The organism is Deinococcus seoulensis (genome assembly GCF_014648115.1).
GTDB classification, from domain to species: Bacteria; Deinococcota; Deinococci; order Deinococcales; family Deinococcaceae; genus Deinococcus; species Deinococcus seoulensis.
In genome coordinates this window covers 35130-50267 of the sequence record NZ_BMQM01000026.1, presented here as the reverse complement: position 1 = coordinate 50267, position 15138 = coordinate 35130, and the positions used below count along the sequence as shown (strand labels likewise).

Genomic DNA, 15138 nt, shown 5'->3' with positions numbered 1-15138 from the left:
AAGCGGATTTTAGCCGTCTGGGACAGCACTCGCCAGCATGCTGCTTAAAACTGAAAGATGTCAGATGACCAACCTCGCCGTGAACTACGACCTGCCCGGCGCGGACGGCTGGGGCAACCGCGCCCGCTTCGGCGCGGACACCGCCCTGCCCCTCAGCGACAACCTGAACCTGGGCCTGAACGGCAGTTACGTGCTGGACCTCGACGGCGACGCCCAGAACGAGAGCGGCTGGAACGCCGGGGTGGCCCTGCGCTACAAGAACGACCGCCTGACCGGCACCGTCGCCACCGACGCGGCCAGCACCGGCGGCGCGTTCAGCGTGGCCCTCAAGGGCGGCGCCACCTACAGCCTGAACGACCAGCTGACCCTGAGCGCCGACGGCACGCACGTCTTCGCCGGGGACGAGAGCGGCAGCAACTACTCGGTGTCCGCCGCCCTGCGCGCCGGGCAGTGGCAGGGCCTGGCGTACCTGCGCTACAAGGACGGCGCGCTGGCCGGGAACACCCCGGAACTGATCGCCGAGACCACCGCCGAGTACCACACGCCCCGCTACGCCGTGCGCGCCGGACTGGCCGGACGCAGCCTGCTGGACCAGCCGGGCAGCGCCACCTACCAGGGGTCGGTCAGCGGCACCTACTACGTGACCGAGCAGTTCGGCCTGGGCCTCGCCGCGCGCGGCCTGATCCAGCCCGCCACGGGATCGAGCCTGCTGAGCCTGGGCCTGGAAGGCAGCTACCGCGCCCTGCCCGGCACCTGGGTCACGCTGGGGTACAACCCCGTGGGCTTCCAGGGCATCGGCACGAACATCTACACCCGCCAGGGCCTGTACCTGCGCCTGGACCTGATGCTCGACGACGGCCAGCCGAACGGCGTGAACCTGAACGCACCGACCTCGCCCCCCTTGCCCGAAGAACCCGCGACCGGGGGAGGGGACTGATATGGGACACCGCATGCCTGCCCTGCTGACACTGCTCAAACGCGCCGCCGCCACCGTCTCGGCCGCCGCCACCTGCGCCCTGATCGGCGCCGGAGCCGGAGCGACCGGAACCACCGACATCTGCACGCCCAGCTCTCCGTGGGTGCAGTCCTTCAACTCCAATGCCCCGCTGAGCGACATCCAGAATCACAATTACACCACCAGCGTGGACGCCGTCACGGCCACCATGGGCAAGTACACCTTCTGGAGCGGGATCGACCACACCGGCAACCGCGGGTACGCGCTGTACCTGAACGTCGCCGATTACACCAGCCTGCCCGGCCTGCTGTACCGGAACGTCATCAACGTGCCGGCCGGCGGCACCCTGAGCTACCAGAACTACGCCCGCACCCACCAGAACACGCCTGCCAAACTGCGGTACGAGTTCACCGACACCGCCACCGGCCGGGTCCTGCAGACCACGGACGGCAGCACCCTGACCACCGGATACACTCGCCAGACCGTGCCGGACTTCGTCAGCAGCGGCTCGCAGGTCACGCTGAGCATCTACACCCTGAAAGACGGCGTGAGCGGCGACGCGAACATCCTGAAACTCGACGACCTGAAACTGAGCTGCACGGCCGCGCCCGCGACCCGCAAGACGGACCTGCAGGTGTTCAAGACCATCGTGACCCCGCCCCGCAACGTCACCACCGGCAAGTTCTTCGTGGGTGACACCGTGGAGTACGCGCTGCAGGTCATCAACCAGAACGCGAACGGCGTGTCCGCCGACGGCGCCACCCTGACCGACGTGTCCGAACCCGGCTTCGAGGCCCTGACCTGGAAGTGCGAGGTCGTCAGCGGCGGCGCGCAGTGCCCCGCCAGCAGCGGCACCGGCTTCCCGAACTTCACCATTCCGAAGTTCCCCGCGAACAGCGAACTGAAGATCACCTACACCGGCCGCGTCACCGCCGAGGACCCGCAACTGAAGAACACGGCGACCATCACGGCGCCCGTCGGCGTGACCGACACCAACCTCGCCAACAACACCGACACCGTGTACATCTGCACGGCGTTCCCGCCGCCCCCCTCGCTGATCATCACCAAGACCGGCAACGGCCCCTGGACGGCCGGGCAGAGCGGCGCCACCTACACCCTGACCGTCAGGAACGACGGCCCCACCGCCACCAGCGGCGCCATCACCGTCAAGGACCTGCTGCCGGCCGGGATCACGCCCGCCACGGACACCTTCTCGCCCGCCACTGGCTGGAACTGCACGACCAGCGGCCAGACCGTCACCTGCACGGGCAACGGCGTGCTGAACCCCGGTGCCAGCGTCGCACTGACCTTCGGCGTGAACGTCAGTGCCAGCGCGGCCTTCAACGTCACCAACCGCGCCAGCGTGGGCGGCGGCGGCGACCCCGACCCGATCCCCGACCCGGCCAGTTGCACGGCCACCGGCGGCCAGTGCGCCGTGTACACCACCACCGTGAGCGTCACGCCGCCCGTCTGCTCGGCCATCTACGCCCTGACCCTGAAAAGCGGCAGCAACAACGACAAGGACGGCGTCACGATCCGCGCGCTGGACGAGAGCAGCAACACCCTGGGCACCACCATCGCCACGCTGCCCGGCATGGAAACCTCGGCCACGCTGGCCGTCACGTCCGACGCCAGGAAGTTCTTCGTGGTGAACGACTCCAACCGCCTGCGCATCTACGACCTCAGCCTGCGCGACTGGGTCAGCGGCGGCTTGTTCACCGGCGTGGATGGCCGACTGGTCCGCATGACCATCACCAGAAGCGGCGTCGGCTACGCCATGGACACCAAACGGAACCTCTGGAGCTTCCAGACCAGCGGCGGTTATCAGGTCACGGCCCTGGGCCAGCTGACCAGCACCACCCTGAACGCCCCGAGCTTCAACGACAACGGCGACTTCTTCGCCGACAGCACCGGCAAGCTGTACATGATCAGCAGCACCACCGGCTCGACCAACATCGACCTGTGGCTGATCACGCCCGCCACCCTCAGCGCCGAGTACCTGGGCCGCCTGAGCAACCCCTCGCCGGGATCGCAGTTCAACGGCATCGCCGCCAGCCCCAGCGGCATCTACGCCCGCGACAACCAGGGCCGCCTCGTGAAGATCGACCTCGTGAACGTCAGTTACACCACCGTGGGAGGCAACAGCCTCGGCTCGACCGACCTGGCCAGCTGCACCTACCCGGTCCTGGCTCCCAACCTGGGCGCCGTCAAGAGCGTCACGAAAGTCGCCGGTTCCGTGGGTGACAAGGTGCAGCCCGGCGACACGCTGGAATACCGCGTGGTCATCCGCAACAGCGGCACCCTGCCCGCCGGGGGCGTGACCTTCAGCGACGCTCTGCCCGCCGGGACCGAGTACGTGGCGGACAGCGCCCGCGTGAACGGCTTCACCACCACCGTCACCGGGCAGAACGCCACCAGCCTGAGCGGCGCGGCGTACCCCTTCGCGCAGCCGGTCGGCATCTGCAGCCAGGACGGCGCGGCCTGCGACACGCAGGTCCTGAAGATCGACACCACGCCCGACACGCTGGACAACGAATCGGTCGTGAGCTTCCGCGTGACGGTCGTCAGTCCCTTCACCCTGACCCCCGCCGAGGTCCGCAACACCGCCCTGATCCGCTACGCCGGCGGCCCCAACGGCGGCGTGCCCAGCAACGAGGTCGTCACGCCCGTCTACCAGCCCGCGAAACTGACGGTCAGCAAGACCGTGCAGAACATCACGCGCGGCGGTACCGTCGGCACGACCGGTGAAGGCAACCCCGGCGACGTGCTGGAATACTGCATCACCACCACCAACGTGGGCGGCCTGAACGCCACGAACATCGGCTTCAGCGACAGCGTGCCCGCCAACACGGCCTTCGCCCTGAACGGCTTCGGCGCCGGTAAGGACATCCGCCTGACCGCCGCGAGCGGCGAGGTGTTCTACACCGCCGCCGCCGACCTCGACGCCGGGCAGCTGAAAGACGGCAAGGTACTCGTGCAGGGCGGCAGCTTCGTACTCGCCCCCACGCAGAGCGTCGTCATCTGCTTCCGCGCCAGCATCCAGTAACCCCTCCCAGACACGCGGGCCACCTGTGACAAGGGGTGGCCCGCGTTCCCGTCCCCTGCCCGCCGCGCAGCGTTCCCGTTCCCTGCCCCGCCGCGAAGCGTTCCCATCCTCTGCCCGGTGCGGGGCGTTCATGTCCTCTGAAGACGGGGCGCGCGCCTACCGTCCCGCCCGGCGGGGTGGGGGAGAGTGACCCCTATGCTCGGCGGCACCCAACTCGTGTGGTTCAAGAAGGACCTGCGCGTGCACGACCACGCGCCGCTTGCCCAGGCGGCGCGGCGCGGCCCGGTCCTGCCCGTGTTCATCTACGAGCCTGAACAGCTGACGCACGAGGAATTCGCCGGGCACCACCTGACGTACCTGAACGAGTCCCTGCGCGAACTGGACGCCAGCCTGCGCACGCTGGGCACGCCGCTGGTCGTGCGGATCGGGGAGGCCGTGACGGTGCTGGAGGAATTGCGCGCCGCCCATGACGTGCGGGCCGTGTGGGCGCACGAGGAGACCGGCAACGGCGTGAGTTTTCAGCGTGACCGCCGGGTGCGGGCCTGGGCGCGGGCGCGCGGGCTGCCCATGACCGAACTGCCGCAGAACGGCGTGATCCGCCGCATGCGTAACCGCGACGGCTGGGCCGCCACCTGGGAGGAACGCCTGGGCGCCCCGCAGGTCGCCGCGCCCGCGCACCTGAGCGGTGTGGATGCCGACCCCCGCGGCCTGCGCACGCACGCCGAACTGGGCGTGCCCGCCAATGCGAAGACCATTCCGCCGGGGGGCCGCGCCGCCGCGCTGGACACCCTGGAGTCGTTCCTGACGGCGCGCGGCGTGAACTACATGCGCGAGATGAGCAGCCCCCTGAGTGCCGAGAGCAGCTGCTCGCGCCTGAGTGCGCCGCTGGCCTTCGGGACCGTGTCGCTGCGGGAGGTGCTTCAGGCGACCCGGCAGCGCCTCGCGACCGTGAAGGGCGACCCGGACGCCGACCCGCGCTGGGTGCGGTCCCTGCGCTCGTATGAGTCGCGGCTGCACTGGCACTGCCACTTCATGCAGCGCCTGGAAAGCCAGCCGGACATGGAATTCCGCACCCTGAACCGCGCCCTGGACGGCCTGCGCGAACACGAATGGAATCAGGACTTCTACGACCGCTGGCAACACGGCCAGACCGGTTACCCCCTGATCGACGCCTGCATGCGGATGCTGCGCGAGACCGGCTGGTTGAACTTCCGCATGCGCGCCCTGCTGGTCAGTTTCGCCACGCAGCACCTCTGGCTGCACTGGCGCCAGCCGGGGCTGTTTCTGGCGCGCGAGTGGCTGGACAACGAACCCGGCATCCACTGGTCGCAGATGCAGATGCAGAGCAGCACGGTCGGCATCAACCGCGTGCGCATCTACTCCCCGACCCGGCAGGCGCGCGAACAGGACCCAGAGGGGATCTTCATCCGCCGCTGGCTGCCGGAACTCGCGGATGTCCCCACCGACTTCATCCACGCGCCCTGGGAGTGGAGCGGTGCCGGACGCCTGAGCTACCCGCCGCCCATCGTGAACGAACAGGAGGCCGGCCGCCGCGCCCGCGCCCGCATCAGTGCCGCCCGCGCCAGCCCGGAATTCGACGCGGAAGCCCGCCGGATCTACGCGAAACACGGCAGCCGCAAGAAGGCCGACCTGCGCGCCGAAAGGAAAGCTCAGGGTCTGCCCGACAACCCCCCACCCTCACGCCGCCCCGCTGCCGTAAAAAGGAACATCATGAGCGACCAACCCGACCTGTTCGGCCTGTCCCCGGCCACCCCGAAGGCCGTCCTGCCCGCTGGCCTGCCCGACGACTGGCAGCAGGCCCTGCACGGGGAATTCAGCGCCCCGTACTTCCACGAACTGAAGGACTTCCTGATTCAGGAACGCCGCGCCGGGAACGTGTTCCCGCCCGCGCTGGACGTGTTCAACGCCCTGCGCTTCACGCCGCTGGAGGACGTGAAGGTGCTGATCCTGGGCCAGGACCCGTACCACCGTCCCGGTCAGGCGCATGGCCTGAGCTTCAGCGTCCGCCCCGGCGTGACCATCCCCCCCAGTCTGCGCAACATCTACAAGGAACTGACCGCCGACCTCCCCGGCTTCACCGCCCCCCGCCACGGGTACCTGAAGGCCTGGGCGGAGCAGGGCATCCTGCTGCTAAACGCCGTCCTGACCGTCCGCGAGGGGCAGGCGAACAGCCACGCGAACAGGGGCTGGGAGCACTTCACGGACGCCGTCATCCGCGCCGTGAACGACAAACCCGGGCGGGTCGTGTTCGTCCTGTGGGGCGCGTACGCCCGCAAGAAGAAGAAACTCATCACCGCGCCCCAGCACGTCATCATCGAATCCGCGCACCCCAGCCCCCTCAGCGAGGCGAAATTCTTCGGCAGCCGCCCCTTCAGCCAGGTGAACGCCGCGCTGGAAGAAGCGGGCCTGACGCCCATCGACTGGCAACTGCCCATGCAGGTGACGGAATGACCTCCCGCACCGAACTCCTCGCCGAGGAGTACCTGCGCCGCGAGGGCAGTGACCCGAAGAAATTCAGATACTTCTGGCCCGACGGCACCCCGTACAAAGACAAGACGGGCATCGAACGCATCGCGAAGCTTGCCGTGCCTCCCGCCTACGAGGACGTGTACGTCAGCCCCGACGCGGACGCCGAACTTCAGGCCTTCGGGCGCGACGCCGCCGGACGCCTCCAGTACCGCTACCACCCGGACTTCGTGCAGGCGGGCGCGCTTAAGAAATGGCAGCGCCTCACCCGCTTCGCCGGGGCGCTCGGCACCCTCAAGACCGTCACGGCAGGCGACCTGCGCGCCCAGGGCCTCCCACCCCGCAAGGTCGCCGCCCTGATGACCCGCCTGCTGCACGTCGCCCGTTTCCGCGTCGGCAACGACATCTACGCCCAGCAGCACAAGACGTACGGCCTCAGCACCCTCCGCCAGCGGCACGTGAAAGTCGAGGGGAACACCGTCACCTTCCACTTCAAGGGCAAGCACGGCATCACGCAGCACAAGGCCACCACCGACCGCACCCTCGCCACGAACATCGGCCGCCTGCTCGACCTGCCCGGCCCCTGGCTGTTCCAGACCGTAGATGCCGACGGCGCCCGCAGGCGCGTCCGCAGCGGCGAACTCAACGCGTACCTCAAGGAAGTCATCGGCCCGTTCACCGCCAAGGACTTCCGCACCTGGGGCGGCACCCTCCTCGCCGCCGAATACCTCGCCGAGGCGGGCGTCGCCGACACCGAGAAACAGGCCCGGCAGACCCTCGTCGACTGCGTCAAATATGTGGCCGCCGACCTGGGCAACACGCCCGCCGTCACCCGCAGCTCCTACATCTGCCCCGTCATCTTCGACCGTTACCTTGAAGGCAAGATCCTCGACGATTACGAACCCCGCGCCAGCAAAGGTGAGAGCGACCTCGATGGCCTGACCCGCAGCGAAGCCGCCCTGAAACGCCTGCTGGAAAGCGAAAAGACGCTGAGGACGAGGCGGAGGAAGGCGGCGTAGGGGAGACCCCTCACCCCAGCGGGGAGGGAGAGAACTGGAGCGCCCTGAAGCGACAGACGGAAGAGGGATTCGCCCACCGAATGGGGGCGGTTTGCTCAAGGGGTGTGCAGGGGCGGCACATGTGGGCGTGGGGTGCGGCGTTTAGGGTGTGAGCATGACTGCTTCTGTGGTGGCTGATTCCGGGACTTCGTGGCCGCGCACGCTGGCGCGCGTGCTGCTGGGGTCGTTCATGATGTTCGCGGGTGTGGGGCACATGACGTTCCTGCGGCGGGATTTTCAGGCGCAGGTGCCGACGTGGTTGCCGCTGGATAAGGATTTCGTGGTGCTGGCGTCCGGTGTGGTGGAGGTGGGGTTCGGGGCGGCGCTACTGGCCCTGCCCCGGCAGCGGCGGACGGTGGGGTGGGTGCTGGCGGCGTTCTTCGTGGCGATCTTTCCGGGGAACGTGTCTCAGTACCTGACGCATCAGAGTGCGTTCGGGCTGGATACGGACGAGAAACGGTTGACGCGGTTGTTCTTTCAGCCGGTGCTGATCGCGCTGGCCCTGTGGAGTACCGGGGCGTGGCCGAAGTCGCGGCCCAGGTCGCGGCGCTGAACCGGAGGGCGTCCGGGGGCTGACCGCAGGCTTTAGGTTCCGGGGCGTCAATGTTCTGTGAGGGTGCGCCGGTTACGCTGCTGGTATGACTCGCCCGTCCGGTTCTTCCTCGTTTCTGCGCGCGGCCCGCAGTCCGGTCCTGCGTGCCGGGGATGCCGGGCTGGCCGACGCGGTCCTGGACACCACTGACACGCTGGTCGTGGTGCTGGACCCGGCGGGGCGGGTGGTGCGGTTCAATCCGGCGTGCGAGCGTCTGAGTGGCCTGAGTTTCGGGCAGGTGCGGGGGCAGGTGCTGTGGCCACTGGTGCTGGAGGACGACGAGGCGGCGGGTGTGCAGCAGATGTTCGCGCGGCTGCTGGCGGGTGAGACCTCGGCCCGGCATGAGAACCACTGGCGGGACGTGCACGGGGACCGGCGTGTGATCCTGTGGTCGAACAAGACCCTGCTGGACTGGCGGGGCCGCCCGTCGCTGGTCGTGGCGACCGGGGTGGACGTCACGGCCGAGCGGCGCGCGCAGGCGGCGCAGCATGAACTCGAAACGCGGTTCCGGGCGCTGTTCGAGCGGTCGGCGGACGGACTGGTCCTGATCGACCCGCACGATCCGGACGTGCCGTGGCGGATCGTGGACTGCAACGAGGCGTTCTGCCGCATGAACGGGTACGACCAGGAGGACCTGATCGGGGCGTCCATCGACCTGCTGCACCCGTACCCGATGATGGCGCAGGAGGGCGCCGAACTGCTGCAATGGATCCGCGAGGAGCAACCCGTGCACGGCGAGGGCGCGCACCTGCATCGCAACGGCACGGTCTTCCCGATCGAGAGTGCCAGCAGCATCGTGACCGTGGGGGGCCGCGAGATGATCCTGGGGCAGGACCGCGACATCTCGGCCCGGAAACGCGCCGACGAGCAACTGCGGGAACTGGCGGCGCAACTGGCGTTCGACGCGCAGCACGACGCCCTGACCGGCCTGCCCAACCGCACGTTGCTGCTGGACCGCCTGCAACTGGAGTTGCGCCGCGCGACCCGTTCGGGGCACGCGGTGGCCGTGATCTTCCTGGACCTGGACGGGTTCAAGCGCGTGAACGACATGCTGGGGCACGCGGTCGGGGATGACCTGCTGCGCGAGGTCGCGGCCCGGTTGCAGGGGTGCCTGCGGCCCGCCGATACGGTCGCCCGGCTGGGCGGCGACGAGTTCGTGGCGGTCATTCCGGACCTGCCGGGCCGTGAGGAGGCCGCGCGGGTCGCCCGGCGCCTTCAGGAGGCGCTGGCGCCGGTCGTGCAGATGAACGGGCAGCAGATCAACGTGCAGAGCAGCGTGGGCGTGGCGATCTACCCGCCGGACAGCAGCCTGCCGGCCAACCTGCTGCGGCAGGCGGACATGGCGATGTACCAGGCGAAACGGGCCGGGAAGAACGGCATCGAGTTCTTCGCGCCGAACCTGGACGTCGCGGCGCACAGTCAGATGCACATCGAGGTGCGCCTGCGCCGCGCCCTGCAGGAGAACCTGATGCACCTGCACTACCAGCCGCAGGTGGACGTGCAGACCGGCGAACTGCTGGGATTCGAGGCGCTGCTGCGCTGGACGGACGCGCACCTGGGGACCGTGCCGCCGGGCCGGTTCATTCCGGTGGCCGAGGAGACGGGCCTGATCGTGCCGCTGGGCCGCTGGGTGCTGAACGAGGCGTGCCGTCAGGTGGCCGAGTGGGGACTGACGGTGCCGGTGGCCGTGAACGTCTCGGCGCTGGAGGTGGCCCGCGAGGATTTCGTGGAGACCGTCACCGGCACGCTGGCCCGCCACGGCCTGAGCGGCGGGAACCTGAAACTGGAACTGACGGAGCGGCTGGCCGTGCGGGACCTGCACCGCGCCGCCCGGCACCTGTCGCAGCTGCGGGCGCTGGGCATTCAGCTTTCCCTGGATGACTTCGGGACGGGGCAGTCGTCGGTGTCCACGCTGCTGCAACTGCCGATGGATGAACTGAAACTGGACCGTTCGCTGATCATGGGCGTCGCGGACTCGCCCGCCGATCAGCGGGTCGTGGGGGCGCTGCTGGGACTGGCGCGCGGCCTGAACCTGAACGTGATCGTGGAGGGCGTGGAAACCGAAGAGCAGTACCGGGTGCTGCGCGACATGAACTGCGGCGCCGTGCAGGGCTACCTGACCGGGCGGCCCGGCCCGCCGGACGTGTGGGCCGAGCGTATCCGCCCGCACCAGAAACCCGGCCTGCGCTGATACGGACTGCCGTCTGTTTCGCTGACCATCCGGAACTTCACCGGCCCTGCCAGCCCCACGTCCGGACGGTACGCGACCTGACGGCGCACGCCTGCGCCCCGCCGCACACTGGGCGGCATGCCACCCGTTCAGCCCGTTCCCCCCGGACCCGGCCAGGAAAGCGTGTGGGCGTACCCGCGCCCGCCGCGCCTGGAACGCACGCACCGCCGCCTGGAAATCTGGCTGGGCGGCCAGCGGATCGCCGACACGACCGGCGCGTACCGCGTGCTGGAAACCAGTCACCCGCCCACGTACTACCTACCGCCGTCGGCGTTCACGCCGGGCGTGCTGGTCCGCGCGCCGGGCAGCAGCACATGCGAGTGGAAGGGAAACGCCACGTACTGGACCCTGCGCGGCGGTGGGCAGGTGGCTGCCGCGGCCGCCTGGAGTTACGAGGCACCCACGCCCGCCTTCCGGGACATGGCGGGATTCGTGGCCGTGTACGCGGGCCGCGTGGACGAATGCCGCGTGGACGGCGAAACGGTCACGCCGCAGCCCGGCGGGTTCTATGGCGGCTGGATCACGGGCGACGTGGTCGGGCCGTTCAAGGGCGGTCCCGGCAGCGTGGGTTGGTAGGCAGGAAGTCAACGATTCCGCCATTGATTTCCTGACTGGCCGGAGTCTGTACTGTACGGGGCGGTACTGGGTATGGGCGCGCAGAGCGGTGTGGGGAAGAGCCTGATTCTTTACCGGAAGGCCCCGGTTTCTCTGAGCGAACGCCACTTGCGCAGGCATGAAGGGCCGGAGATTGGTGTGGTGACTGCCGCCCCTGAAACCGGGCCGGGAGAAAGAACACGCGGGCGCTATACGACGCTGGAACCTGTTATTCCCGTGCGTCTGATCGGCAGGAAATTGGTTTTTTTGCTCCCGATGCAGCCGTCCTCGATGATTTGCTTAACATGAGAGAAATACCGGGTGCTTTACTTTCATTCCCTGCGCCCTTCATACTGTGCGCACTATGGCTTACAAGAAACTCAGTGAACAGGTGATGGAACTCAGCAACCCCCAGCGCAGCGATACCTTCGTGAAGATGTTCCAGGAAGCGGTGCGCCAGGGTCAATTCAACGGCGCGTATCTTCCCGAGCGTTTCACGATGCCCAAGCAGTTCAACCGTCGTGGCAGCACCGAGACGTACCAGCGTGACACCCGCGAGATGCTGTTCGACGAAACCCCGGAATTCACCGAGTGGTTCGATGGCGTGAACCGTGAACTGGCCGCCGCGCGCAAGGGCGGCACCATCAAGCCCAGCGTGGAGGCCATCGAGTCCGGCCTGATCAGCTTCGAGGACATGGTCGCCGAGACGCGCCGCAAGATGCAGGCCAGCTACGAGAAGGGTCAGGCGCTCGGCAAGGGCCGCGCCAAGGCCACCAAGAAGAAGAAGTAACCCGGCATTCCGGACGGGCGGCCTCCAGCGGGCCGCCTGTTCTCATTTCTGGGCGGGTCGCGTATCGTGAGCGGATGACGTTGCCGGACACCCCTCCTTCCGTGTCGCCCCGCCGGGGCCTTCTTCTGGTCATGACCGGCGCGTCCGGCGTGGGCAAGGGCACGCTGCGTGAACGCTGGCTGGCCGGGCAGGACGTGTTCTACAGCACCTCCTGGACGACCCGCGAGGCCCGCCCCGGCGAGCAGGACGGCGTGGACTACGTGTTCGTGACCCCCGAGGCCTTCGAGGCCAAGGCGCAGGCCGACGGGTTCCTGGAGCACGCGGCGTTCGTCGGGAACCGCTACGGCACGCCCATCGAACCCATCGAGGCGGCCCTGAGCCGCGGGCAGGACGTGATCCTGGAGATCGAGGTGGAGGGCGCCATGCAGGTCAAGGCCCGCATGGGCGACGAGGCCATCCTGATCTTCATCATGCCGCCCAGCCTCAGCGAGTTGCGCCGCCGCCTGGAAGGCCGGGCGACCGAGACGCCGGAACGCATCGAGAAGCGGCTGGCCCGCGCCCGCGAGGAGATCCGCGAGGCGCACGAGTTCCGGTACGTGGTCGTGAACGATGATCTGGACCGCGCACTCGGCGAACTGCACGCCATCCAGCGGGCCGAACGCGCCCGGCAGCTGCCGGAGAACGAATGGGTCGAGGAGGACCGCGAGGCGCGCGTGCAGGCCGACACGCTGCGCAGTTACACCCTGACCGACACGGAACTCGACCGGATCGGAAACGCATAAAGCAACGCGCATGCCGCTCGAACTGACCCAGGGGGACATCGCCGCGCAGGACACCGACGCTATCGTGACTGCCGCCAACAGGGAACTGGCGGGGGGCGGCGGCGTGGACGGCGTGATTCACCGTGCGGCCGGGCCGGAGTTGCTGCGTGCCATCCGCGCTATTGGCGGCACACCCACCGGCACGGCCGTCATTACCCCGGCGTTCGGGCTGTCCGCGCGGGGCGTGCGGTTCGTGATTCACGCGGTCGGTCCGATCTGGCGCGGCGGGCAGGCGGGCGAGGCCGAACTGCTGGCCGGGGCGTACCGCCGCAGCCTGGAGCTGGCCGCCGAGCACGGGTGCCGCAGCGTGGCGTTCCCGGCCATCAGTACCGGCGTGTACGGCTACCCACTGGACCGCGCCGCCGGGGTGGCCCTGGCGACCGCGCAGGCGTTCCTGACCGACCACCCGGACCTGCACGTGCGGTTCGTGCTGTTCGACCGGGGAAGCCTGAACGTGTTCCGCCGCGCCCTGGAACGTCTGCAAGGCTGAGCGGGGCGGGTGTGGCGGGACACCGTACCCTGCCCGCCACCCCACCCACTGCATATCGTTGACGGCCCGTGAATACCGCGCTATAGTTGTTGACATCACCGCCCGCCGAGGCGGATTTTTTATTTCTATTCCCGCCTAGCCTTCCAGGGTGGTGAGGTCGCCGGGGTCCTCGCCGAGCGCCTGTGCGCGCAGGAGGCGGCGCAGGATCTTGCCGCTGCGGGTCTTGGGGAGCGCGTCGACCACGCGGATCTCGGCGGGCGTGGCGATGGGGCCGAGTTCCCGGCGGACGTGTTCGGTGATGCTGGCGCGCAGGCCCCGGCCGACCTGATCTTCATGCCCGCGCCGGAGGATGACGTGCGCGATGATGCTCTGGCCTTTCAGTTCGTCGGGAATGCCGATCACGGCGGCCTCGGCCACGGCGGGGTGGGAAACCAGGGCGTCTTCCACGTCGGCGCTGCCGATGCGGTGCCCGGCGACCGACAGGACGTCGTCGCTGCGGCCCAGGATGCTGATGTACCCGTGTTCGTCGCGGGTGGCGAGGTCGCCGGACAGGTACCCGGCGGGGTTCTCGTTCCAGATGCGCGCGTACCGCTCGGGATTCCCGTGAATGCCGCGCATCATGCTGGGAAAGGGGCGGCGGATGACGAGGTGTCCCTGCTGTCCGTCCGGGACACTCTGGCCGTTCTCGTCGACGATGTCGGCGTCCACGCCCGCCAGGGGCCGCCCGGCGAATCCGGGGCGGACGGGCCAGCGGGGGTGCGTGCCGAGGGTGGGGGCGCCCAGTTCGGTCTGCCACCAGTGGTCGATGACGGCGGCGTGCGCGCCCTCGCCCAGCCCTCCGCCGATGTGTTCCTGCGCCCAGCGCCACGCTTCGGGGTTCAGGGCTTCCCCGGCGCAGGCGACGACGCGCAGGCGGGTCAGGTCGTGGGGGGCCAGGGTGTCGGCGCCGAGTTTCATGAACAGGCGCAGTGTGGTGGGCGCGGTGAACAGGATGTCCACGCCGTACTCCTGCACGGCGCGCCACAGGACGCCCGTGTCGGGGAAGTCCGGGGCGCCCTCGCGGAACAGGACGGTCGCCCCGGCGACCAGCGGGCCGTACACGATGTAACTGTGCCCGACGATCCAGCCGATGTCGCTGGTGCAGAAGAACACGTCGCCGCCGCGCACGTCGAACAGCTGGCGCAGGTGGTACGCGGTGCCGACCATGTACCCGCCGTGCGTGTGGATCACGCCCTTGGGTTTGCCGGTACTGCCGGACGTGTACAGGATGAACAGCGGGTCCTCGGCGTTCACGGTGACGGCAGGGGCGCGGCCGTGCGTGAACAGCGTCTCCCAGGGGACGGTGCGGGCGTCGTGTTCGCGCTGGTAGGTCTTGATGCGTTCCCACAGCACCAGGTGTTCCACGCTGCCCAGTTCGGCGATGGCCTCGGCGGCGATGGCGTACAGGTCCACCAGTTTGCCGCGCCGGTAGCCGACGTCGGCGGTGATGACCACGCGCGCCCCGGCGTCCGTGATGCGGTCGCGCAGGGCGCCCACGCCCAGCCCGGCGTACACGACCGAATGCACGGCGCCCAGGCGGGCGCAGGCGAGCATGGCAATCACGCCTTCCGGGGTCAGGGGCATGTAGATCACGACCCGGTCGCCGGGCTGCACACCCAGGTGCCGCAGTCCGGCGGCGGCGCGTTCCACCTGATCGAGCAGCAGGCCGTAGGTGTAGATCTGCCGCTCGCCGGTCTCGGACAGCCAGATCAGGGCGGCGCGGGTGCGGTTCTCGCCGCGTGCGTGGCGGTCCAGGGCGCTGAGGGTGATGTTCGTCTGCCCGTCTGCGAACCACTGCATGTCCGGGCGGTTCCAGGTGAGGGCGGTGGTGGGTTCCCTCGTCCACTCGTACTGCCGGGCCTGTTCCAGCCAGAAGCTGTCCGGGTCCTGCGCGGCGCGGGCGATGTCGGCCTCCGGGTCGCTGCGCAGGCGGCGCAGCACGCTGTCGGGGACGGGCCAGCGGTCGGGGCGGTGTGGGTCGGTCATGGGCGGTCCTCCAGTGGGGCAGGGGCGTGTCCGGCGGTTGGGTTGTGGAG

11 protein-coding genes are annotated in these 15138 nt (G+C 69.0%); 10 read left to right on the top strand and 1 reads right to left on the bottom strand.

The window, feature by feature from the left end:
* Positions 1 to 64 precede the first annotated feature (64 nt).
* From IEY70_RS16050 to IEY70_RS16005, 10 genes are all read left to right on the top strand, one after another.
* The gene (locus tag IEY70_RS16050; protein ID WP_189066033.1) at positions 65 to 937 is read left to right on the top strand and encodes a hypothetical protein; all 873 of its coding nucleotides are present in this window, start codon (positions 65 to 67) and stop codon (positions 935 to 937) included.
* 1 nt (position 938) lies between these two features.
* On the top strand, positions 939 to 4001 hold the full coding sequence (locus IEY70_RS16045; protein ID WP_229777987.1) for a DUF11 domain-containing protein: 3063 nt from the start codon (positions 939 to 941) through the stop codon (positions 3999 to 4001).
* 195 nt (positions 4002 to 4196) lie between these two features.
* Positions 4197 to 6473 (top strand): uracil-DNA glycosylase, encoded by a 2277-nt coding sequence (gene ung / locus IEY70_RS16040; RefSeq protein ID WP_189066032.1) that lies wholly within the window; start codon positions 4197 to 4199, stop codon positions 6471 to 6473.
* Entirely contained in the window at positions 6470 to 7507 is a 1038-nt protein-coding gene (locus tag IEY70_RS16035; RefSeq protein WP_189066031.1) for a DNA topoisomerase IB, read from the top strand. The genes ung and IEY70_RS16035 overlap by 4 nt, the downstream gene beginning before the upstream one ends.
* A gap of 154 nt (positions 7508 to 7661) precedes the next feature.
* Positions 7662 to 8099 carry a DoxX family protein gene (locus IEY70_RS16030; RefSeq protein WP_189066030.1) on the top strand — a complete coding sequence of 146 codons (438 nt, stop codon included), beginning with the start codon at positions 7662 to 7664 and terminating at the stop codon, positions 8097 to 8099.
* An 85-nt stretch (positions 8100 to 8184) separates the two neighbouring features.
* Entirely contained in the window at positions 8185 to 10329 is a 2145-nt protein-coding gene (locus IEY70_RS16025) for a putative bifunctional diguanylate cyclase/phosphodiesterase (RefSeq protein ID WP_189066029.1), read from the top strand.
* Between the two features lie 117 nt (positions 10330 to 10446).
* Positions 10447 to 10944, top strand: coding sequence for a DUF427 domain-containing protein (locus IEY70_RS16020; RefSeq protein WP_189066028.1), 498 nt, complete (start codon positions 10447 to 10449; stop codon positions 10942 to 10944).
* Between the two features lie 382 nt (positions 10945 to 11326).
* Complete coding sequence (locus IEY70_RS16015) at positions 11327 to 11752, top strand: hypothetical protein (RefSeq protein WP_189066027.1); 426 nt, start codon at positions 11327 to 11329, stop codon at positions 11750 to 11752.
* Between the two features lie 74 nt (positions 11753 to 11826).
* On the top strand, positions 11827 to 12534 hold the full coding sequence (gene gmk, locus IEY70_RS16010) for a guanylate kinase (RefSeq protein ID WP_189066026.1): 708 nt from the start codon (positions 11827 to 11829) through the stop codon (positions 12532 to 12534).
* A 10-nt stretch (positions 12535 to 12544) separates the two neighbouring features.
* A complete protein-coding gene (locus IEY70_RS16005) occupies positions 12545 to 13063 on the top strand; it encodes a macro domain-containing protein (protein WP_189066025.1) in 519 nt (172 codons plus the stop codon).
* 135 nt (positions 13064 to 13198) lie between these two features.
* Here IEY70_RS16005 and IEY70_RS16000 read toward each other — a convergent pair whose 3' ends face one another.
* Positions 13199 to 15088, bottom strand: coding sequence for an acetate--CoA ligase (locus tag IEY70_RS16000; protein WP_189066024.1), 1890 nt, complete (start codon positions 15086 to 15088; stop codon positions 13199 to 13201).
* Positions 15089 to 15138 lie beyond the last annotated feature (50 nt).